This is a genomic window from [Micrococcus luteus] ATCC 49442 (assembly GCF_010367585.1).
Classification (GTDB): Bacteria; Actinomycetota; Actinomycetes; order Actinomycetales; family Micrococcaceae; genus Arthrobacter; species Arthrobacter luteus_A.
This window is the reverse complement of the sequence record NZ_JAAAXP010000001.1, coordinates 614,302-635,253: the sequence shown is the minus strand read 5'-3', so window position 1 is coordinate 635,253 and position 20,952 is coordinate 614,302. Positions and strand designations below refer to the sequence as shown.

The 20,952-nt window shown below is 65.5% G+C and carries 20 protein-coding genes; 2 read left to right on the top strand and 18 right to left on the bottom strand.

Annotated features, from left to right (window positions below):
* Position 1: 1 nt before the first annotated feature.
* From nusB to GUV69_RS02915, 14 genes are all read right to left on the bottom strand, one after another.
* Complete coding sequence (gene nusB / locus GUV69_RS02980) at positions 2-412, bottom strand: transcription antitermination factor NusB (protein ID WP_164199586.1); 411 nt, start codon at positions 410-412, stop codon at positions 2-4.
* Positions 412-975 (bottom strand): elongation factor P, encoded by a 564-nt coding sequence (gene efp / locus GUV69_RS02975; RefSeq protein ID WP_164199584.1) that lies wholly within the window; start codon positions 973-975, stop codon positions 412-414. The genes nusB and efp overlap by 1 nt, the downstream gene beginning before the upstream one ends.
* 153 nt (positions 976-1,128) lie before the next feature.
* On the bottom strand, positions 1,129-1,647 hold the full coding sequence (locus GUV69_RS02970; RefSeq protein ID WP_164199583.1) for a tetratricopeptide repeat protein: 519 nt from the start codon (positions 1,645-1,647) through the stop codon (positions 1,129-1,131).
* Complete coding sequence (gene aroB / locus GUV69_RS02965) at positions 1,647-2,738, bottom strand: 3-dehydroquinate synthase (protein ID WP_164199581.1); 1,092 nt, start codon at positions 2,736-2,738, stop codon at positions 1,647-1,649. The genes GUV69_RS02970 and aroB overlap by 1 nt, the downstream gene beginning before the upstream one ends.
* On the bottom strand, positions 2,735-3,304 hold the full coding sequence (locus GUV69_RS02960; protein ID WP_488759601.1) for a shikimate kinase: 570 nt from the start codon (positions 3,302-3,304) through the stop codon (positions 2,735-2,737). Before GUV69_RS02960 ends, aroB begins: the two co-directional genes overlap by 4 nt.
* Positions 3,304-4,503: a chorismate synthase gene (gene aroC / locus GUV69_RS02955; protein ID WP_164199579.1), complete on the bottom strand. Its 1,200-nt coding sequence runs from the start codon at positions 4,501-4,503 to the stop codon at positions 3,304-3,306. Before aroC ends, GUV69_RS02960 begins: the two co-directional genes overlap by 1 nt.
* Positions 4,504-4,529: 26 nt before the next feature.
* Complete coding sequence (locus GUV69_RS02950) at positions 4,530-5,390, bottom strand: shikimate dehydrogenase (protein ID WP_164199577.1); 861 nt, start codon at positions 5,388-5,390, stop codon at positions 4,530-4,532.
* Entirely contained in the window at positions 5,387-7,108 is a 1,722-nt protein-coding gene (gene mltG, locus GUV69_RS02945; protein ID WP_164199575.1) for an endolytic transglycosylase MltG, read from the bottom strand. Before mltG ends, GUV69_RS02950 begins: the two co-directional genes overlap by 4 nt.
* On the bottom strand, positions 7,092-7,703 hold the full coding sequence (ruvX, locus tag GUV69_RS02940; RefSeq protein WP_164199574.1) for a Holliday junction resolvase RuvX: 612 nt from the start codon (positions 7,701-7,703) through the stop codon (positions 7,092-7,094). Before ruvX ends, mltG begins: the two co-directional genes overlap by 17 nt.
* A gap of 6 nt (positions 7,704-7,709) precedes the next feature.
* Positions 7,710-10,388 (bottom strand): alanine--tRNA ligase, encoded by a 2,679-nt coding sequence (gene alaS / locus GUV69_RS02935; RefSeq protein WP_164199572.1) that lies wholly within the window; start codon positions 10,386-10,388, stop codon positions 7,710-7,712.
* A 114-nt stretch (positions 10,389-10,502) separates the two neighbouring features.
* Complete coding sequence (locus tag GUV69_RS02930) at positions 10,503-10,733, bottom strand: DUF6167 family protein (protein WP_223883678.1); 231 nt, start codon at positions 10,731-10,733, stop codon at positions 10,503-10,505.
* An 18-nt stretch (positions 10,734-10,751) separates the two neighbouring features.
* Complete coding sequence (locus tag GUV69_RS02925) at positions 10,752-11,126, bottom strand: DUF948 domain-containing protein (RefSeq protein ID WP_164199570.1); 375 nt, start codon at positions 11,124-11,126, stop codon at positions 10,752-10,754.
* Between the two features lie 145 nt (positions 11,127-11,271).
* A complete protein-coding gene (gene rpsD / locus GUV69_RS02920) occupies positions 11,272-11,898 on the bottom strand; it encodes a 30S ribosomal protein S4 (RefSeq protein WP_111905420.1) in 627 nt (208 codons plus the stop codon).
* Between the two features lie 222 nt (positions 11,899-12,120).
* Positions 12,121-13,536 (bottom strand): replication-associated recombination protein A, encoded by a 1,416-nt coding sequence (locus tag GUV69_RS02915; protein WP_164199568.1) that lies wholly within the window; start codon positions 13,534-13,536, stop codon positions 12,121-12,123.
* A gap of 56 nt (positions 13,537-13,592) precedes the next feature.
* On the opposite strand from GUV69_RS02915, the gene GUV69_RS02910 reads away from it, so the two are divergent.
* Complete coding sequence (locus GUV69_RS02910) at positions 13,593-14,291, top strand: acVLRF1 family peptidyl-tRNA hydrolase (protein ID WP_164199566.1); 699 nt, start codon at positions 13,593-13,595, stop codon at positions 14,289-14,291.
* A gap of 3 nt (positions 14,292-14,294) precedes the next feature.
* Here the strand turns inward: GUV69_RS02910 and GUV69_RS02905 are convergent, their stop codons facing one another.
* From GUV69_RS02905 to aspS, 3 genes are all read right to left on the bottom strand, one after another.
* Positions 14,295-15,092: a dioxygenase family protein gene (locus tag GUV69_RS02905; protein ID WP_164199565.1), complete on the bottom strand. Its 798-nt coding sequence runs from the start codon at positions 15,090-15,092 to the stop codon at positions 14,295-14,297.
* A gap of 146 nt (positions 15,093-15,238) precedes the next feature.
* Positions 15,239-16,150, bottom strand: a complete 912-nt coding sequence (locus GUV69_RS02900; protein ID WP_164199563.1) for a GNAT family N-acetyltransferase — start codon at positions 16,148-16,150, stop codon at positions 15,239-15,241.
* Between the two features lie 81 nt (positions 16,151-16,231).
* On the bottom strand, positions 16,232-18,019 hold the full coding sequence (aspS, locus tag GUV69_RS02895) for an aspartate--tRNA ligase (RefSeq protein WP_164199560.1): 1,788 nt from the start codon (positions 18,017-18,019) through the stop codon (positions 16,232-16,234).
* Between the two features lie 112 nt (positions 18,020-18,131).
* On the opposite strand from aspS, the gene GUV69_RS02890 reads away from it, so the two are divergent.
* Positions 18,132-19,379: an APC family permease gene (locus GUV69_RS02890; RefSeq protein ID WP_164199559.1), complete on the top strand. Its 1,248-nt coding sequence runs from the start codon at positions 18,132-18,134 to the stop codon at positions 19,377-19,379.
* Between the two features lie 34 nt (positions 19,380-19,413).
* Here the strand turns inward: GUV69_RS02890 and hisS are convergent, their stop codons facing one another.
* Positions 19,414-20,784 carry a histidine--tRNA ligase gene (hisS, locus tag GUV69_RS02885; RefSeq protein ID WP_164199557.1) on the bottom strand — a complete coding sequence of 457 codons (1,371 nt, stop codon included), beginning with the start codon at positions 20,782-20,784 and terminating at the stop codon, positions 19,414-19,416.
* Positions 20,785-20,952 lie beyond the last annotated feature (168 nt).

The window sequence follows — 20,952 nt, the reverse complement described above, 5'->3', positions numbered from 1 at the left end:
CTCAGGCGAGCAGTGAGGGCTTCAGCTGCTGCAGGCGGCCCAGGAGGCCGTTGATGAACGACGGCGATTCGTCAGTTGAGAGCGTCTTGGCCAATGCCACTGCCTCGCTGACGGCAACGCCGTCGGGCACGTCGTCGTTGTAGAGCAGTTCCCAGGTGCCGATCCGCAGGATGATCCGGTCCACAGAAGGCATCCGTTCCAGTGTCCAGCCCTGGGAATAGGTTTCCAGGAATTCGTCAATGGCGGTCTGCTGTGAGACGACGCCCTCGACGATTTCGAGGGTGTACGGGTTGATGATCTGATCAGTCTTTTCCCGCCGCGCCCGCAGCACGTCAAAAGCCGAAACCGAGCGCTGCTCAGCTTCGAAAAGTACATCCAGAGCCCGGTTCCGGGCCTTACCGCGGGCGCTCACTACTCGCTGACCCGGCCGAGGTAGCTTCCGTCGCGGGTATCAACCTTGACCTTGGTGTTGTTCTCGACGAACAGCGGAACCTGGATTTCGTAACCGGTTTCCAGGGTTGCGGGCTTGGTGCCGGCCGAGGAGCGGTCTCCCTGCAGGCCGGGTTCGGTGTAGGTGATCTCCAGGACAACGCTGGCAGGGAGTTCGATGTAGAGCGGGTTGCCTTCGTGGATGGCAATGTTGACCATCTGGTTTTCCAGCATGAAGTTGGTGGCATCGCCCACAGTTGCACCGGGAACGGTGATCTGGTCGTAGTCGGAGGTGTCCATGAACACGAAGTCGGCGCCGTCCTGGTACAGGTACTGGTAATCGCGGCGGTCAACCGTGGCGGTCTCGATCTTGAGGCCGGCGTTGAACGTCTTGTCCACAACCTTGCCGGACATCACGTTCCGCATCTTGGTCCGTACGAAGGCGCCACCCTTGCCGGGCTTGACGTGCTGGAATTCGATGACGTTCCAAAGCTGGCCCTCGAGCTTCAGGACGGTGCCGTTCTTGATGTCGTTAGTGGTTGCCACAGGTTTCCTTTGGTTTCTACAGTCCGGTGAGTTATCAGACGTTTATGCCGGCCGGACAAGCCAGAAGGCCAGCCAGCGCGTGTTTGTCAAAAATCCAAGAACTATTCTACCGGTAAAACGGGTAGTGCCCGTGTTCCGGGGTCCGGGGGCTGCTCAGCAGGCGAGGTCCAGGACGTCACGGGCCCGCTGCAAAGCCACCGTGGACGAGTAAATCTGGGCGGCATCTGCCGACTGCGCCACACGCAGGTCCAAAGCCCGGGCGAAGGCCTCCACGGCGGCGGCGATGTGGCCCGAGGAGTACTGGACCTTCCCCATGTAGTGCAGGATCAGTGCTTCGCGGTCGGTTCCCTGGAACTCCGCAAGCAGCTGGCGGAACAGCTCCAGTGCACGGTCAGGGCGGTGCGAGACGCGCAGGACTTCGGCCTCAAAAGCCCTCAGCCGGAACGACTCGGGGTCCTTGAACCGGGCTTCCGCCAGCAGCTCGGCTGCCTCGGCGGCATGTCCTTCCACAATGAGGACGAAGATGTGGTCCGCGGGGTCGGTGGACCCCGCGAGGGCCGCGCTGCAGGCATCCTCGTTGACGACCTCGGGCAGCAGGGTCATCGGGTTGATCCTGACGCCCGGGAAACCTGCCTCAGGCCATTCGCTGGTGCCGGCCAGGTCGCCCTGCATCAGGAGGCAATTTCCTGATAGGCGGCAAAAAGCAGGGAGGTGTCCGGGACATCCAGGATGCCCGGCTTGGCGATTCCGTCGAGCACCACGAACCTGAGGAGGTCTCCACGCGACTTTTTGTCCCGGCGCATGCCGTCCAAAAGCCCCTGCCAGCGGTCCCTGCGGTACGTGACCGGGAGCCCGAGGGTATCAAGGATGCTGCGGTGGCGGTCGGCGTCGGCGTCGCTGAGGCGGCCCACGCTGCGTGCAAGCTCAGCGGCAAACATCATGCCCACAGACACGGCCGCACCGTGCCGCCAGGAGTAGCGCTCCACCAGCTCGATGGCGTGGCCCAGGGTGTGGCCGTAGTTCAGGATCTCGCGCAGGCCGGATTCCTTGAGGTCTTCGGAAACCACTTTTGCCTTGACGGCGATAGCCCGTTCAATAAGTTCACGCAGGACATCCGATCCCGGATCGGTGGCCGCCGCGGCATCCTTTTCCACAAGCTCGAGGATGGCGGGATCTGCAATGAAGCCGCATTTGATGACTTCGGCCATCCCGGAGATGATCTCGTTCCGGGGCAGGGTATTCAGCGTGTCCAGGTCCACCAGCACTCCGGCCGGCGGGTGGAAGGAGCCCACCAGGTTTTTGCCTTCTGCGGTGTTGATGCCGGTCTTGCCGCCCACGGAAGCGTCCACCATGCCCAGCAGGCTGGTGGGCATGTGGATGACCTTCACGCCGCGCAGCCACGTTGCCGCCACAAATCCGGCGAGGTCCGTGACAGCACCGCCGCCCACGGCCACGATGGCGTCGGAGCGGGTGAAGTCGTTTTGTCCCAGTACCTGCCAGCAGAACGCGGCAACCTGGACGTGCTTGCCCTCTTCGGCATCCGGAATTTCGGCGGTCAGCGAGGTGAAACCCGCAGCTGCCAGTTCATCACGGACGGTATCCCCGGTGAGGCGCAGAGCGCGGGGGTGGATAACCAGCACCCGGCGGACCCGCTCGCCCAGCAGGGCCGGAAGGTCTCCCAGCAGGCCGCGGCCGACGACGACGTCGTAATTCTGCCCTGCGGATTCGCCGGTGACCTTGATGATGGTTGATTCGACGCTCAATGTTCAACTTCCTGTTTGGCAGCTGCGTATTCACGCAGCGCAACTTCAAGCCGGTGTCCCAACTCGGTGATGGAGCCGTGACGGACGTCCAGGACCAGGTCGGCCAGCCGTTCGTAGACCGGTTTCCTGGTGGCAAAGAGTGCTGACCAGCGGGCCATGGCATCGCCCGCCAGCAGCGGGCGCCCCGAGTTCCTGGCGATCCTCGAAGCAACGGTCTGCGCATCACATTCGAGATACACCACGGTGCAGCGGGCCAGGACCTGCTGGGTCCCGGAGTCAAGCACGGCCCCGCCGCCAAGGGAAATCACGGCGGGTGTGACCTCAGCATGCTCCACGGCGCCGGCAACTGTCCGGGCTTCAATTTCCCGGAATGCGTGCTCACCGCGGCCGGCGAAGATGGACGGGATGCTGCCATGAGCCTCCACGATGAGAACATCCGTATCGACGTGCGGCACGTCCAGGCGTTTGGCCAGTTCGTGGGCAATCGCGGACTTGCCCACTGCCATGGGCCCGATGAGGACGATGGGCCGGTTACCCGGCACACCGTTTTTGCTGCCCCGGGGCACTACTGGCCGATCGAGTCCAGGGATGCCGGAATGTTGTCCAGGTAACCCTTGATGTTGCGTGCGGTCTCCGCAACGGAGTCGCCGCCAAACTTTTCCGTCACGGCTTCCGCGAGGACCAGGGCCACCATCGCCTCGGCGACCACGCCGGCAGCCGGGACGGCACACACGTCGGAACGCTGGTGATGGGCTTTGGCGGGCTCCCCTGTGCTGACGTCGACGGTGCGCAGGGCGCGCGGCACCGTTGCGATCGGCTTCATGGCGGCGCGGACGCGCAGGACATCGCCGATGCTCATGCCGCCTTCGATGCCGCCCGCACGGTTGCTGGTGCGGATAATCCGGCCGTCCGAATCCTTGACGATTTCGTCGTGGGCAGCCGAGCCGCGGCGCGCCGCTGTCAGGAACCCGTCGCCGACTTCCACGCCCTTGATCGCTTGGATGCCCATGAGGGCGGCTGCCAACCGTGAATCGAGCCGCCGGTCCCAATGGACGTAGCTGCCCAGTCCCGGCGGCAGGCCGTATGCGAGGACCTCTACCACTCCGCCGAGGGTTTCGCCTTCCTTGTGGGCGGCGTCCACCTCGGCCACCATGGCGTCGGAGGTCTCGCGGTCAAAGCAGCGCAACGGGTCTGCGTCGAGGGCGATCACGTTAGCCGGAACAGGCAGCGGACGGCCTTCCGGAACGGTGACGCTGGCGATCGAGACGGTGTGGCTGACCAGTTCGATCCCCAGTTGCTTGAGGAACCGGGACGCCACGGTCCCCATGGCCACCCGGGTTGCCGTTTCCCGGGCGCTGGCGCGCTCCAGCACCGGACGGGCTTCGTCGAAGCCATACTTCTGCATACCGGTGAAATCTGCGTGGCCCGGGCGGGGCCGGGTCAGCGGTGCGTTGCGCGCCTGGTCGGCAAGGATCTCAGGGTCAACGGGGTCGGCAGCCATGATCTGTTCCCACTTGGGCCACTCGGTGTTGGCCACCTGGACGGCAACCGGCCCGCCCTGCGTGAGGCCGTGGCGGACGCCGCCCAAAATAGTCACCACGTCCTGCTCAAACTTCATCCGGGCGCCCCGGCCATAGCCCAGGCGGCGGCGAGCCAGTGATTCGGCGATCTGACCGCTGGTGATCTCAACACCGGCGGGGACGCCTTCAATAATTCCCATCAGAGCCGGACCATGGGATTCACCGGCTGTCAACCAACGCAACATAATTTCCATCCTGCCACGTATGGCCGTTAGAACGCCCGTCGGGGAAGGCCGACTGAGTCGCACATCACATCTATGACAGCCGCATTAACCTCTTCGCCGCGGCCAGTGAACAGGCGAACCTGTTCCACCGCCTGGTAAAGCAGCATTTCCAGGCCCGGCACCACAGCACCGCCGCCTTCCTGCCACACCGTGGCAATCCGGCTGGGCCAGGGATCGTAGGCCACGTCGAGCAGGACGCCGTGGGTTCCGGTTCCCAATCCGGCGATCTCATCAGCCAGGCTGTCCGCTGCGCGCGGCGGGAGCGTGGAGATGACGACGTCGGCACTGGCCGTGGGCGTGGCAGCCTGCGTCATCGGCCGGACGTCGATGGCAAGGCCGACGCCTGCGGCGGCAGCCCGCGCTTCGGCTGCCCGCGACGTGTCCCGGACGAACACCTGAGCCTTTGCCGTACCCAGCTCCTTCAGCGCGGCGACCGCGGCCGCCGCCGTTCCGCCGCCGCCCAGGATGACGGCTGACGGGCTGGAGACCACCCCGGCGTTGAGGACCGCGTTGACGATTCCCGCGACGTCGGTGTTGTAGCCGATCCGCCGGACGGAACCGCCGGCTTCCTCAAAGGCCACAGTGTTGACCACGCCCAGGGTGCCGGCCACGCCGCGGACTTCGTCGACTTCCGAAACCATGCCGGTTTTCAGCGGCATGGTGACTGAAAGTCCGCACCACCCGTCCTGGTTCCTTACCCGCTGCATAAAGGCCGGCAACGCCTGCTCGGTCAGGTCCACAGCCGTGTACCCGATGTCCACCCCCAGTTTGGCGTACGCCGCCAGGTGCAGGGCCGGTGACTTGGAGTGGCTGATCGGATGGCCCAGGACGGCAGCCCGCAGGCTCATGCGCAGCGGCCCACGTTGGCCTTGCACCAGGTGTTGTACTGCTCGACGTACGTGTTGTGCTCAGCGAGGGTCTTGGAGAATTTCGTCTCCTTGGTGTCCAGGTTAATGGTCACCCAGTACAGGTAGTCGTTGGTCTTCGGCTTTGCAGCGGCATCGATAGCGGTCTTGCCGGGCGAGCCGATGGGGCCCGGCGGCAGGCCCGGGTTGGCATACGTGTTGTAGACGTTGGACTTGTCCTGGCGTTCTTCTTCCGTGAAGTTGAAGCTCCTGGTTCCCAGGCCGTAGGTCACGGCGGAGTCCACCTGCAGGAAACCGGACGTCTGGTCATTGGGCTTGAGCCGGTTGTAGATGGCACCGGCGACGTCGCCGTACTCGGCCTGGCCGCCTTCGGCCTGAACAATACTGGCCACAATGACCGCCTCGTACTGCTTGGCGGGATCGGTGATGCCCTGGGCCACCAGTTCGTCGGTGGTCGTCTTGACCAGGGTCTGGAGGATGTCCTTTGCCGGCGTACCCAGCGGGAACCTGTACTCCCCGGGGTGGAGGAAGCCTTCCAGGTTCTTCGCGCCGGCCGGGAGGCCAAACTGCTGCGGGGAGTCGCTGAATTCCTTCAGCTGCTGCACCCGGATGCCTGATCCATCGGAAATCGCCTGCAGGGATTCGTCAATCCGCAGGCCCGCGCTCAGGGCGAAGTAGATGACCTTGGCCTTGTCCTGGCCAAGCAGCACGTCTACAGCATCGGAGTTCTTCATCTCAGACTTGAAGGTGAAGTCCCCCGGTGACAGCGTCGCGCCTGAGGCTGTGAATGCCTGCAGGAAAGTGTCTGCATTTGCCACGACCCTGTTGGCTTCCAGTTTGGCGGCCAACGAGCGCGTGCCCTCGCCGGGCTCGACCGAAACCATGACTTCGCCGGAGCCGGGCCCGGGATAGTCACTCGCCTTGTCACTTCCCAGCAGGGGCTTCAGGAACTGCGCACCCACGGCAATAGCGGCCACAAACACCACCAGCGTCAGGAACAGGGCCAGGAGACGCCGCCTGCGCCGTACCTTCTTCGAGGGCTTTGTTACCACTGCCGCACCGGCCGCACCGCCGAGAAGCCCGGTGTCAGGGTGGGTCTCATGTGTGTCGTCGACGAAATGCCCATGGGGATCGTGTTCGTCGTAATGGTGGTCCTCGTAATGGGCGTCAGCGTAGTGCGGGTCCTGGTAGACGTGACCGTCCTCAGCGTGGGCGTAGCCGGTCGGGTGCCCCTCGAAGGGCTCGGCATCCCGGGCGTAGGCGGCCGGCCCGGCGTGGAATTCCTCCACAGGCTCAGGGTGGACATCATGAACGGTTTCCGGTTGGTGGTCTTCCCCGCCGGGTGCGGTTTCCTGGATGGACGGCTGAGTATCCGGCAACGAGGGCACAACCGGCTGGGGTGCCTGAACGGGCTCGGCGACCTGCCCTGCCACCGTCTCGGCAACCGGCTGGGCAGGCACAGCAGGTTCGCGCGCCGGCACCTCCGGTGCAGCATCCTCTGGAGCTGGAGCTGGAGCGTCGAAAGCGTCAGGCTCGTGCGCTGGTACCGGCGGGTACTGGCCTGTCTGGTAGGCCTGTTCCGGAACCGCGTTGGTGTCGTCGGTGTGCTTCTCCAATGCGCGGAGCTCTTTTCGGGTCAGCGGCCTGGCGCCATCGTGGTTGGTGGCGCCTGAGGCGTCGTCGTTATTGGACGGGCTCACTGTAGCCTTCCGTGTTCTGAGATCGAGACTTGCCTTCGGCGGCCGCGGTGCCAGCGTGCGCTGACTCCCCCGGCCCGGAAGGCTGCGGACGGGGCGGCACGCTCACGCGGCTCCCAACGTCCGTTCCCCTGGCTTTTTGCATGTCAATGGCGTGCTGGAGAATACCTGCCGCTGCAACCTGATCCACTACTTTACGGTGGTTCCGGCTGCTCATGCCAGCTTCGTGCAGGTTACGGTGGGCCGTGACACTGCTGAGCCTCTCGTCAACGAGGTTGACGGGCACGTCCAGGCCGCGGCCTGCCAGTTCCGCAACAAGCAGCTCCGCGTACTCGGTGGCCATCCGGGCGGAGGCGTGCTCCTCCCCCTTCATGGTGCGGGGCAGTCCCACGAAGATCTGGCGGGCGCCGAGTTCCTGCGCGAGCGAGGCGATCACCCTGACGTCGGAGTTCTTTTTCGCATTCCGGTCCAGGGTCTTGTACGGCGTGGCCAGGATGGCATCGCGGTCGCAGATGGCGACACCCACCCGGACGGTGCCCACGTCTACCCCCAGTTTGATGCCCTGGGGGTAGCCGACGGCTGCAACGGGTTCAGTCATGGGGCCCTAGCGCCGGGTAATGGCGTCCACGACGGCGGTAAGCGCCGGGGCAACCTTGGTAGCGTCAGTGCCGCCACCCTGGGCCACATCGTCCTTGCCGCCGCCGCCGCCGCCCAGGATTCCTGCCGCGAGCCGCACCAGGGCGCCTGCTTTCACGCCTGCTGCCCGGGCGGCCTCGTTGGTGGCCACCAGGATCATGGGACGGTCATTGCTGACACCGGCCACTGCCACGGTGGACGCTTCGGAACCGAGCCGGTTGCGCAGGTCAAGGGCAAGGTTGCGGACGTCGTCGGCACCGCCAATCTGGCCGGCGTCGTGCGCGATGACCTTAACCCCGGCGGCATCCCTGGCCGTGCCCACAAGGTTGGCTGCCGCAGCGGTGAGCTGTTCCTTGCGGAGACGGTCAAGTTCCTTCTCGGTGGCCTTGAGCTTGTTCAGCGTGCTGGCGATCCGGTCGGCGAGCTGCCCGGACGGGACTTTGAGCATCTCGGTGAGCTCGGTCACCAGCGCGCGCTCGGCGGCCAGGTGGCGGAAGGCATCCATGCCCACGAAGGCTTCAACACGGCGGTTGCCTGAACCGACCGACTGTTCACCGAGCAGCGACAGGCTGCCGATCAGTGACGTGTTGGCAACATGCGTGCCACCACAGAGCTCACGGGACCACGCGCCGTCGATCTCCACAACACGTACTTCGCTGCCGTAGTTCTCGCCGAACAGCGCCATGGCGCCCAGGGCCTTGGCCTCGGCCAGGCCCATGACCTTGGTGTCCACCCGGAAGTTGTTGCGGATGGCCAGGTTGGACACTTCCTCGATTTCCGAGCGGGTGGCGGTGCTCAGGCCTTCGCCCCAGGCGAAGTCGAAGCGCAGGTACCCGGCCTTGTTGTAGGAACCGCGCTGGGTGGCCTGCGGGCCGAGGATCTGGTGGAGGGCTGCATGCACGATGTGCGTACCGGTGTGGGCCTGCTCTGCAGCGTGGCGGCGTTCACGGTCGACGGCGGCGCGCACCAGGGCGTCCGAGGAGATCTCGCCTTCGCGGACAATCGCTTTGTGCACGCTCAGGCCCTTGACGGGGCGCTGGACGTCCAGGACTTCCACGACGAAGCCGTCTCCGGTGATGAGCCCGGTGTCAGCGGACTGGCCACCGGCTTCGGCATAGAAGGGGGTTTCGTTGAGGACGAGTTCAATTTCGTCTCCGGTAGCGGCGTGGGCAACACGCTGGCCGCCGCTGAGGAGTCCGCGGACGCGGGATTCGCCGTCGAGCTCTCCGTAGCCGGTGAAGACGGTCTCGCCCTCCCCCAGCATCTCCTGGTACGCGCTGAGGTCGGCGTGGCCGCCCTTTTTGCCCTTGGCATCGGCCTGGGCGCGCTGGCGCTGTTCCAGCATGAGGGCGCGGAAACCGGCCTCGTCCACCTTGAGCCCGGCTTCCTCAGCCATCTCCAGGGTGAGGTCGATCGGGAAGCCATAGGTATCGTGCAGGGCGAACGCATCGGCGCCGGACAGCGGTGTGCCGGCGGCCTTGGATACCGTCACGGCATCCTCGAGGCGGGCCGTGCCCGAAGCAATGGTCCGCAGGAAGGCCCGCTCTTCGGCATAGGCAATCCGGCTGATGCGGTCGAAGTCCGTCTCCACGATCGGGTAGACGCCCTTCATCGCATCGCGCGAGGCGGGCAGAAGGTCCGGCAGGCAGGCCTTTTCGACGCCGAGCAGGCGCATCGAGCGGACTGCACGCCTGATGAGGCGGCGCAGGACGTAACCACGGCCTTCGTTGGAGGGCGTCACGCCGTCGGCGATCAGCATCAGGGCGGAGCGGACATGGTCGCCCACTACACGCATGCGGACATCGTCCGTGTGGTGCGGATCGTCCGCCGTTTCGGCTGAGGTGTACTCCCGGCCGGACAGCTCGGCGGCCTTGTCGATCACAGGCCGGACCTGGTCGGTCTCGTACATGTTCTCGACGCCCTGCAGGATCATGGCAAGTCGTTCCATGCCCAGGCCGGTGTCGATGTTCTTCTTGGGCAGTTCACCCACAATGTCGAAGTCGTCCTTGGAGCGGACATTGTCGATCTGGTACTGCATAAAGACGAGGTTCCAGATTTCGACGTAGCGGTTCTCGTCCGCGAGCGGGCCGCCTTCAGCGCCGTACGCGGGTCCGCGGTCGTAGTAGATTTCCGAGCACGGGCCGGCGGGGCCGGGCTGGCCGGTGTGCCAGTAGTTGTCAGCCTTGCCCATGCGCTGGATCCGCTCAGACGGGACGCCGGTGTTCTTCAGCCACAGGTCCCGGGCTTCGTCATCATCCTGGTAGACGGTGACCCACAGGAGTTCGGGCGGCAGGCCGTAGCCGCCGTCGTCCACGCTCTTGGTGAGCAGTTCCCAGGCGAACTTAATGGCGTCTTCCTTGAAGTAATCGCCGAAGGAGAAGTTGCCGCACATCTGGAAGAACGTGCCGTGGCGGGCAGTCTTGCCCACTTCCTCGATGTCACCGGTGCGGATGCACTTCTGGATGCTGGTGGCGCGCGAGTACGGGGCCTCTTCGCGGGCAGTCAGGTACGGAATGAACGGAACCATGCCGGCAACGGTGAACAGCAGGGAGGGGTCGCTGGAGACCAGCGAGGCGGAGGGAACCGCTGTGTGGCCTTTGCTGACAAAAAAGTCCACCCAGCGCTTTGTGATCTCCTGCGACTTCATGAGCTGTTTATTACCCTTCTTGGATCACGCGGACAGACGCGTGACGGTTTGATTCAGACGGCAGTACCGGCAACCGGAAACTGCTGGTTTAATTCTCGCGCGTTTTCCGGCCGCTTAGCGCCGGGCCACTTCCTGGGATTCAACACCAAGGGCGGTACGGAGGTCCGCTTCACGCTCGTGCATGCCGGACCGGACGGCGTCGGCAAAGTCGTAGAGGCCGTCGGCCAGGCGGCCCACAGCCCTGTTCAGGCCCTCGGGCCCCAAATTCGATTGGGCTTCGGTGACCTTTCGGAACGCGATGACTCCGATCGCGACGCCGATTCCCATCCAGACAAGTCGTTTCATGTTCTGTTCTTCCGTCGCTTAGCGGCTGCGGCGGCCGGCCGCGGGCTTCTTGCGGTTGGCAAGGGCTGTGCGCACGCCGTAGCTGAAGGCGGCCACCTTGATCAGCGGCGAGCCCACCGTCGCTGCAACGAGGGAGGACAGCGCGGAGAGGTTTGCTGACGCATCAGAAACGTTGGAGGCGATGCCGTCCACCTTCTTCAGCTGCTGGTTTGTGGTGGTGACTGTGGCGGTGACCTCGTCCATCAGGGGCGTGGCGCCGTCGCTGATGGACCGGATGGAGGTCCGGATCTCTTCCAGGACACTGCCCAGCTTCAGGATCGGTACGGCGAGCAGCAGCACCAGGAGTGCAAACACCCCGGCCGCGATCAGGCCGGCAATATCGCCACCAGACATAGACGTTCAACTCCTTGAAACTGACGTGGATTTCTTCGCACCGCGCACGCTGCCTTTTTGCGTTCCGCAGATGTCCCCCAAGTACCTTACATACAAAGAAGCCCGTGGCGCTTGCCACGGGCTTCTTTGTATACGCTGCTGGGATTTAGCGTGCGTAGAATTCGACGACGAGCTGCTCTTCGCAGGTTACGGGAACCTCGGAGCGCTTCGGGCGACGGACCAGGCGTGCCTGCAGGGCGTCAAGCTTGACGTCCAGGTAGGCCGGAACCTGGGGCAGGACGTCGCGGTGCGCGCCGGCTGCTGCAACCTGGAGCGGAACCATGGTTTCGCTGCGGCTGTGGACGTGGACCAGCTGGCCCTCGCCGACGCGGAAGGACGGGCGGTCAACGCGGATGCCGTCAACCAGGATGTGGCGGTGCACAACCAGCTGGCGGGCCTGGGCGATGGTGCGGGCGAAGCCGGCACGCAGCACGAGGGCGTCGAGACGCATTTCGAGCAGTTCGATCAGGTTTTCACCGGTCAGGCCCTTGGTGCGGCGTGCTTCTTCGAAGGCACGGGTCATCTGGGCTTCGCGAATGCCGTACTGGGCGCGCAGACGCTGCTTTTCGCGCAGGCGTACGGCGTAGTCGGAGTCCTGCTTCTTGCGGGCACGGCCATGCTCACCGGGGCCGTACGGGCGGCGCTCCATGTACTTGGCGGCCTTGGGGGTCAGAGCAATGCCGAGTGCACGCGAGAGGCGTGCTGTACGGCGAGCACGAGTGTTGTTAGCCACTTGTGTCCTTCCAATATCTGCGGTGTGTCAGTGTTACTGGCCTCCACGATGGAGAGCATCGGCCAACCGCTGCCTTTTGCTACTGGGCACAGTGCTACCCCGACATGAAGCAGTGAATACTGAAAAATGTGGGAGATTGCGTCCGTGCCTTGCCAGACAACGAACCATCTTAGCAGGATTCCCCTGCAATCCCCCATTCGCCCCTGCCAGGTGCTGCCAGGCTCAGGTGCCGCGGATGATCTTCCGCAGCCGGTCCAGGCGGACTGCGATGTCCCGCTCCGCGCCGTTGGCGGTGGGCTCATAGTAGTCACGGCCCACGAGGTCGTCCGGCGGGTACTGCTGGCTTGCCACTGAGTGCGGCGCGTCGTGGGCGTACTTGTAGCCCTTGCCGTGGCCGAGCTGTTTCGAGCCCGGGTAATGCGCATCGCGCAGGTGCGCCGGAATTCCATTGCCCAGGCCCGCGCGGACGTCCGCGATGGCCTTGTTTATCCCCATGTACGCAGCGTTCGATTTCGGTGCCGTGGCGAGATGCACCACGGCTTCGGCCAGGACGATCCGGCCTTCAGGCATGCCGATCAGCTGCACGGCGGTGGCCGCGGCCACGGCCGTCTGCAAGGCGGTGGGGTCGGCCATGCCCACGTCCTCTGCGGCGGAAATCACAATGCGCCGGGCAATAAAGCGGGGGTCCTCCCCCGCCTCAAGCATTCTGGCCAGGTAGTGCAGGGCGGCGTCCACGTCGGAGCCGCGGACTGATTTGATGAAGGCGCTTGCCACGTCGTAATGCTGGTCGCCGGCCCGGTCGTACCGCACGGCCGCCACATCCAGGGCGCGTTCGGTGTGCTTGAGCTCAACGGTGACCGGCGAGTCCGCGTCGGCGTCATCGGCGTCACCGAATGCGACTCCGGCGGCTGCCTCCAGGGCGGTCAGCGCCCGCCGGGCGTCGCCGCCGGACAGCCTGACGAGGTGGCCCAGCGCCTCCGGGCTGAGCTCCACCTTCCCGTTCAGGCCCCGCCCGTCCGCGACGGCGCGCTGCAAAAGCCCCTCGATGTCCGCGTCCGTCAGTGGTTTCAGCGTGAGCAGGAGCGACCTGGACAGAAGCGGCGAGACCACTGAGAAGGAAGGGTTCTCCGTCGTTGCCGCCACGAGGACAACCCAGCGGTTTTCCACGCCGGGCAGGAGCGCATCCTGCTGTGCTTTGTTGAATCGGTGGATCTCATCCAGGAACAGCACGGTGGTGGTCTTGTAGAGGTCACGCGCAGTGAGGGCTTCGTCCATCACGCGCCGGACATCCTTGACACCGGCGGTGATCGCGGAGAGTTCCACGAATTTCCGGCCCTTGCCCTTGGCAATGACATGCGCCAGCGTGGTCTTTCCGGTCCCCGGAGGTCCCCAGAGGATCAGCGAGCTCGGTCCCGCAGGCCCAACGGCGTCGGTACCGGCCGCAAGCTGACGAAGTGGCGAGCCCTGGCCGAGGAGGTGCTGCTGTCCCACAACGTCGTCAAGGGTGCGCGGCCGCATCCTGACGGCCAGCGGGCTGCGCTGCGCCGCACTGCGGCTTGCCGCCGCGCGGTCGGCCGGCGACGGTTCGTCACTGCCGTCGTCGTCATTGCCGGGCACTTGGCCGAAGAGATCATCCACATAGATAGGCTACTCATAGTTCACCACTACGATTTCGCACCCCTCAAAGGACCGCCATGACCGCTCGCAGCACCGACAGTCCGCGCCGTGCGGGATTCGGTGGCGCGGGCTCCGGCCGCGCGGGGTCGGTCAGGACGGCTTTTGTGCCGGCCGCGCGCCTCGCCGGGTGGACCGGGCGCTTCAGCGCCGCGCACGGCGGCTTTCGGCTCAGCGATGACGACGACGGCGTGCGGCTTCTGGCGGCCGACGGCACCGTCGCGCTGCTCCAGGCACCGTGGCCGGCAGACGGGCGGCCGGGTCGCGGCGCCGATCCGCTGGAGCGCCTGGCGTCCGCGGCCGGCCAGCCCCGGACTGTGGGCCTGGTGCTGGTGCGGCGCGGCGGCTATGCAGCGGCCGTGGTGCAGGAAGGCGCCGTGCTGGCGTCAAAGACCGGGTCCGGCTATGTGCAGTCGCGGTCCGCGGCCGGCGGCCAGTCCCAGCAGCGGTTAGCCCGCCGCCGGGCCAATCAGGCCGACGGGCTGGTGGAGAAGGTGGCAGTCCACGCGGCAGCAGTCTTTGGCGGCCACGTCATCGAGTACCTGGCCCCCGGCGGTGACCGGACCCTGGCGGGTCTGGTCATGGACGAACCTGTCATGAGGCCCTGCGCCTCACTCTCCCGGCTGGCGTTCCTGGATGTGGCCGACCCCAACGGCTCAGTCCTGAAGAAGGCCGCATCGGATGTCTGCGCCGTGCGGATCCAGGTTACGGACCCGTGACTCCTACGTCAGGGTCCAGGAGCGCTTCGACAAGCCGTACCAGAAGCCGTCGATGGCAGTTTTAGCATTGAGGTCACCGGAGCCGTAGGCTGCGCCGAGCGCCACGTACAGCGGAGCCCAGTGCTCACTGCGCGGGTGCGCCTGACGGGCGGCCGGGGCCTTGTTCAGGAAGTCGAGGATTGCATCAACGTCGCCCCGCGCCATGGCTTCTTCAGCCCAGTGGTCAAACTCGCTGGAGGCCGCCGGCGGAGCACTGTCCGGGCCGCCGGCAGGGTTGAACCAGCGCAGGTTGTGCGTCGTGAACCCCGAACCAACGATCAGGGTGCCGCGATCGCGCAGCGGTGCCAGCGTCATGCCGAGGTTGAACAGGCCCTGCGGATCCAGCGTGGGCATGGACATCTGGACGACCGGCACATCGGCGTCCGGGAACATCTCCTTGAGCGGCACGTAGGCGCCGTGGTCGAGCCCGCGGCTCTCATCGCGCTCGACGTGGTGGCCGTGGACGGCAACAAGCCGCTCCACCTCCGCAGCGAGCTCCGGAGCCTGCGGCGCGTCGTATTGAACCTCGTAGTACTTCTGGGCGAAACCGCCAAAGTCATACACAAGGCCGGGATCCCGCTGCGTTGCACTCAGGGTTACGGGGGCATTCTCCCAGTGTGCCGAGACCATCAGGATGTCCTTGGGCTTCGTGAAGGTGCCGGACCAGTCGTGCAGCTGGCGGGTCCAGGTGGCGTCGTCGGCAAGCGGCGGCGCACCGTGGCTGAGGAAGAGAACCGGGGGCTGGCCAAGTGTCTGTGTCATGGATTCATACTAGCCGGTTTTCATTGAAGCTTCAAGTATAAGAAGATCCCCTCATCCAATGCGGAGTCATTTGTCGCCGGATAGGCGGTGCTTAGGGGGCGGAAAGTGACCCCGGGTTGCATCCGACAGCGGGCGCCGGCCCGGTTTCAGCAGCCGGTCAGGTGCCGCTTCAGCCGGTCCTGGCGGTAGAGATAGCGCCCGGCTTCGCTGAATCCCGCGCCGGCGTAGAGCTGCTGCGCTCCCTGGTTCGCGGCAGTGACCAGCAGCCAGTACCCGGCCAGCCGGCGTGCAGTGCCTTCGTTCAGGAGTGCCCGCATGATCTGACGGGCGTAGCCGCGGCGCCGGGCATCGGGGCGGGTGGCCATGCCATACAGCCCGCCCCAACGAGCTGCTTCGCCGCCAAGGACCTCTCCCCTGCCACCGGGCCGGCCAGGCGGCAGGGCGAGGCGGCCGACGGCGGCGGCAACCCCGTCATCGGACCTCACCAGCGCGTATATCGCGGGGCAGCCCGTCAGAATCGTGCGCGCAGTGGCGAGCTCGGCACCGCCGCCGCGGCCGTCCACCTGCCACCACAGTTCCAGCCACTCGGGCGAGGGTTCTGCGGAGAGTTCGACGCCGGACACCGGCACCGCCGGTTGGGGCACGGCTGGTTGGGGCACGGCTGGTTGCGGCACGGCTGGTTGGGGCACGGCTGGTTGGGGCACGGCGCTGTCCGCGCTGGCGGGTGTTGTCCCCGCGTCCCGCCACATCACCAGGGTTTCGGATTGGCGGGTGAAGCCTTCCGCGTCCAGGAAAGCATGCAGCCCGGCGGAGCGGGGATCATCAAACAGCTGGAAGATCAGCGGCAGCCGGCGGTCGCGGTACCAAAGCCGGGCCGCCCGCAGTGCCGCATGGCGACCAGGGGAATCGCTGCCCGGCTCGCGCGGCCAGACCGAGTTGGCACGCTGCGTCACTCCCGATGCCGCCCGCAACACCCAGCCGTTGGCTTCAGCACGGTCCGGAGCAGGCCAGGCAGCGTCCATCAGCGCTTCAAGGTCCCGCAAAGATGGAGCTGTCATGTGATCCTTCCGCGGCGAAAAGCCCCCGGGTGTGAACTGGTCCAGTTCACACCCGGGGGCTTGGTCATTACCGTGCCTGAATTACTCGGCCTTTTTGGGCTCGTCCGGTTTCGTCTGTGGCTTGAAGTCCACGCCGGCTTCCTTGCGCTGCTGCGCCGTGATGGGCGCCGGAGCCTGGGTCAGCGGGTCATAGCCGTTGCCGGTCTTCGGGAACGCGATGACGTCGCGGATCGACTCGACGCCGGCCAGCAGTGCCACAACGCGGTCCCAGCCGAAAGCGATGCCACCGTGCGGAGGGGCGCCGAACTTGAAGCCTTCGAGCAGGAATCCGAACTTCGTCTGTGCGTCTGCCCGGTCCAGTCCCATAAGTTCGAACACGCGTTCCTGGACGTCGCGCTCGTGGATACGGATGGAGCCGCCGCCGATTTCGTTGCCGTTGCAGACAATGTCGTAAGCGTAGGACAGCGCCGATTCCGGGTCCTTGTCGAACGTGTCCATGAACTCCGGCTTGGGCGACGTGAAGGCATGGTGGACGGCAGTCCAGGAGCCGCCGCCAACGGCCACGTCGCCGGAGGCAACCGCAGCGGCAGCAGGCTCGAACATCGGCGCGTCCACCACCCAGCAGAAGGCCCATGCCTCGGGGTCAATCAGGCCGGTGCGGTGGCCGATCTCCACGCGCGCGGCGCCGAGAAGGCCGCGGGCGGCAGATTTCTCGCCCGCGGCGAAGAAGATGCAGTCGCCCGGCTTGGCGCCCACGGCGTCGGCCAGGCCGGCACGCTCAGTGTCTGTCAGGTTCTTGGCTACCGGACCAGCCAGTTCGCCGTCCTCCTTGAAGAGGACATATGCCAGGCCCTTGTGGCCGCGCTGCTTGGCAAATTCCTGCCAGCCATCCAGGGTGCGGCGGGGCTGGGAAGCACCGCCGGGCATCACCACTGCACCGACATACGGGGCCTTGAAAACGCCGAAGTTGGTGTCCTTGAAGAAGTCCGTAAGCTCCGTCAGCTCCACGCCGAAGCGAAGGTCGGGCTTGTCCGAGCCGTACCGTGCCATCGCATCCGCGTACGTGATGCGCTGGATAGGCGTGGGGATCTCGACGTCGATCAGCTTCCACAGGGCCTTGACGATGTTTTCGCCGAGGGCAATGATGTCGTCCTGGTCCACGAAGCTGGCTTCGATGTCCAACTGGGTGAATTCCGGCTGGCGGTCGGCGCGGAAGTCCTCATCGCGGTAGCAGCGCGCGATCTGGTAATACTTCTCGAAACCGCCCACCTGCAGCAGCTGCTTGAAAAGCTGCGGGGACTGCGGCAGTGCATACCAGGAACCCGGTGCCAGGCGTGCGGGGACCACGAAGTCGCGGGCGCCTTCCGGCGTCGAACGCGTCAGCGTGGGCGTCTCGATCTCGACGAAACCGTCCTGGTGCAGCAGTTCGCGGGCAACCCGGTTGGCTTCGGAGCGCAGCCGCAGGTTCCGGGCGGGGCCGGGGCGGCGAAGGTCCAGGTAGCGGTGCTTCAGGCGGGCTTCCTCGCCTACTTCGACGTGCTCGTCGATCTGGAACGGCAGCGGATCAGCGGTGTTCAGGATGACCACCTTATCCGCCATGACCTCGATGCTGCCGGTGGCCAGGGCGGGGTTCTCGTTGCCCTCGGGGCGCTGGGAAACGGTGCCCGTGACCTGCAGAACGTACTCGTTGCGCAGGCCGTGGAAGACCTCTTCTTCACGGACCACAACCTGGGCCACGCCGGACGCATCGCGGAGATCCACGAATGCAACACCACCGTGATCGCGGCGGCGGCCTACCCAGCCGGCCAGGGTTACGGTTTGTCCAATGTGCTCGGAGCGAAGCGATCCGAGGTCATGTGTGCGCAGCACAGCACGCCTTTCTGAAAGAGACAGCAGGGAAAACTAAAGACTTAAAGATGCATAGGATCATTCCGGGAACAATCCCGTTCGAGTTTACCCGCTGGAAAGGCCCGCCTCCCCCATGAACCAGCACCGCCAGCTTCAACGGAGGCTCGGCGTGTTTGACGCCACCTCCATCGGACTCGGCTCCATGCTCGGCGCCGGAGTTTTTGTTGTCTTCGCCCCGGCGGCCGGCCTGGCCGGAAATTTCCTTGTGCTGGCCGTACTCCTCGCGGGAGCCGTTGCGTACTGCAACGCTGTGGCGTCGGCTGAATTGGCTGCCCGCTATCCGGCCAGCGGCGGGACCTACGTTTACGGCCGGGAGCGGCTCGGCGAGTGGCCCGGATTCGTGGCCGGCTGGGGATTTGTCAGCGGAAAGACGGCTTCCTGCGCTGCCATGGCCCTCACCTTCGGCCACTACGTCGCCCCTGGCTACGCGGTTCCCGTTGCGGTGGCAGCAGTGGTTGTGCTGACGGCGGTCAATCTCTTCGGGATCACACGCACGGCATTGCTCACGCGGATCCTACTGTGCGTGGTGCTGGCAACCCTGGTGTTCGTGGCTGTCGCCGCCCTCGTGGGGCCGCAGCCATCCGGGGCCCCCTCCGCCCCGGGCCGTTCCACGGGCGGGCTCGGCGGCGTTCTGCCGGCGGCCGGCCTGATGTTCTTCGCTTTTGCCGGCTACGCCCGCATCGCCACGCTGGGCGAGGAAGTCAAGGATCCGGCCAAGACCATTCCACGCGCCATCCTTGCCGCGTTGGGCGGGGCGTTCGTCATCTATCTGGGACTTGCCGTTGTGCTTCAAACCCACTTGCCGGACGGCCGCCTGGCGGCAAGCGCGGTTCCGCTTCTGGAGGCCGTGGTCAATTCACGGTTCGAGGCCGGTGCCCCGCTGGTCCAGGCCGGCGCCGCAGCGGCGTGCCTCGGAGCACTGCTGGCGCTCATCACAGGGGTGGGCAGAACTGCATTGGCGATGGCACGGGAGCGGGACCTGCCTTCGCCGCTGGCGCGGGTGGGCGGCAGGCACACGGTGCCGTTCGTCGCGGAACTCGCGGTAGCCGCCATCGTCATCCTGCTGCTCCTGACCACCGACGTGATGACCGTGGTGGGCTTCTCCAGCTTCGGTGTACTGATCTATTACGCCGTCACCAACGCTGCGGCCTACACACTGGATGAACACCCCTACCATGCGCCCAGATGGCTGAACGTTGTTGGCTTTGCCAGCTGCCTGCTGCTGGCGTTCACACTGCCGCCCGCTTCGGTGCTGGGGATGGCGGCAGTCCTTGCCTTGGGGGTGGCCGTGAGGTTCCTCGTGCTCAAGCTGCGCCGCTAGCCGGCGTTATGGGCGCGCCGCAGGAACCGTCTGGTCAGGCGGGGAGGGCTGCTGCCGTTGTTACCTGAACGGTCAGGTCTTCCGACGGCGGTGTCCATAGTGCGGGATCGGCAGGGGTCTGGTCTCCGGAGCGGATGTCCTTGACCTGGTGATTGCCGTCGTCGTCCGTGAACCAGACGAACGGGATGCCCCGGCGGTCCGCGAACTTGATTTGCTTGCCGAACTTCTCAGCCTTCGCCGCAACTTCCGTGGCGATGCCCCGGCTTCGGAGCTGAGCCGCGACATCCTGCGCGGCGCCCCAGCTATCGTCCGTGGTCAATGCCACCAGCACGGCGGTGGGAACGGACCGCGAGGCCTTGGCCAGGTCCTGGCTGAGGATGCGCGACACCAGCCGGGTGACGCCGATGGAGAGTCCGACGCCGGGGAACTTGCGGTTACCCTTGCTCGCCAAGGCGTCATAGCGGCCGCCGGAGCAAATCGATCCGAGCTGCTCGTGGCCCACCAGGACAGTCTCAACCACGGTGCCCGTGTAGTAGTCCAGCCCGCGGGCAATGCTGAGGTCGGCAATCACCTTGCCGGGCGCGCGCTGCACGGCGGCGTCGATGACCTGCTCCAGTTCGTTGAGGCCCTCTTCCAGCAGGTCATTGGTTACGCCGAGCGCGCGGACCTGTGCCACAAACGAAGCGTCTTCAGTGCGGATCCCGGCCAGCTTCAGGGCCAGCTCTGCCTGCCCGTCGGTGGCACCGAGCTCCGATTTGAGCAGTTCAGCGACCTTGGCCGGACCGATTTTTTCGAGCTTGTCGATGCTGCGAAGCACGCCGGCGGTGTCGTCCAGGCCGATCCCGCGGTAGAAGCCTTCGGCGAGTTTACGGTTGTTGATGCGCAGGCGGAAGTCCGGGATGGGGAGGGCACTGAGGGCCTCGGCAATCACCAGTGCAATCTCCACGTCATAGCGGAAGGGCAGCTCGCCGTCCCCTACGACGTCGATGTCAGCCTGCGTGAATTCACGGGCGCGGCCTTCCTGCGGGCGTTCGCCGCGCCAGACTTTCTGGATCTGGTAACGCCTGAACGGGAACGCCAGGTAGCCGGCATTTTCGACGACGTAGCGGGCAAAGGGCACCGTCAGGTCGAAGTGCAGGGCCAGGGCGTGCGGATCGGACTTTCCCGCCTTGGTTCCTTCTGCCGAGTCAGCCTCGTCATCCTGGAGCCGGCTGAGGCCATAAACCTCTTTGTCGATCTCGCCCTTGCGGAGCAACTGGCTGACGGTTTCCACGGCGCGGGTCTCGATGGACGCGAACCCGTGCAATTCAAAAACCTTGCGCAGGGTGTCCAGCACGTGCAGCTCCACCAGCCGCTCCTCGGGAAGCCACTCTGGGAATCCGGACAGGGAGGCGGTGCGTGCCATGGTGGAAGTTCTCCTCTTGATGAAGGGCGCCTGGGACTTTCCCGGCATTCCGCCCGAAACGGGCCAGGAACGGCGGCTGTCCAGCAACTCGTGCATAAACTATGTGCGGCAGTCAGTTTATGCGCCTTCCGCCTGCATCTCTAATACGCCGGCAGGGTGCTGCGATGA

Bases quoted from the DNA above. Each gene is read 5' to 3' on its own strand.
- GUV69_RS02970 (WP_164199583.1), bottom strand. From the start codon at position 1,647: ATGCAGGGCGACCTGGCCGGCACCAGCGAATGGCCTGAGGCAGGTTTC.
- aroC (WP_164199579.1), bottom strand. From the start codon at position 4,503: ATGTTGCGTTGGTTGACAGCCGGTGAATCCCATGGTCCGGCTCTGATG.
- GUV69_RS02950 (WP_164199577.1), bottom strand. From the start codon at position 5,390: ATGAGCCTGCGGGCTGCCGTCCTGGGCCATCCGATCAGCCACTCCAAG.
- ruvX (WP_164199574.1), bottom strand. From the start codon at position 7,703: ATGACTGAACCCGTTGCAGCCGTCGGCTACCCCCAGGGCATCAAACTG.
- alaS (WP_164199572.1), bottom strand. From the start codon at position 10,388: ATGAAGTCGCAGGAGATCACAAAGCGCTGGGTGGACTTTTTTGTCAGC.
- GUV69_RS02930 (WP_223883678.1), bottom strand. From the start codon at position 10,733: ATGAAACGACTTGTCTGGATGGGAATCGGCGTCGCGATCGGAGTCATC.
- GUV69_RS02925 (WP_164199570.1), bottom strand. From the start codon at position 11,126: ATGTCTGGTGGCGATATTGCCGGCCTGATCGCGGCCGGGGTGTTTGCA.
- GUV69_RS02910 (WP_164199566.1), top strand. From the start codon at position 13,593: ATGACCGCTCGCAGCACCGACAGTCCGCGCCGTGCGGGATTCGGTGGC.
- GUV69_RS02905 (WP_164199565.1), bottom strand. From the start codon at position 15,092: ATGACACAGACACTTGGCCAGCCCCCGGTTCTCTTCCTCAGCCACGGT.
- GUV69_RS02900 (WP_164199563.1), bottom strand. From the start codon at position 16,150: ATGACAGCTCCATCTTTGCGGGACCTTGAAGCGCTGATGGACGCTGCC.
- GUV69_RS02890 (WP_164199559.1), top strand. From the start codon at position 18,132: ATGAACCAGCACCGCCAGCTTCAACGGAGGCTCGGCGTGTTTGACGCC.
- hisS (WP_164199557.1), bottom strand. From the start codon at position 20,784: ATGGCACGCACCGCCTCCCTGTCCGGATTCCCAGAGTGGCTTCCCGAG.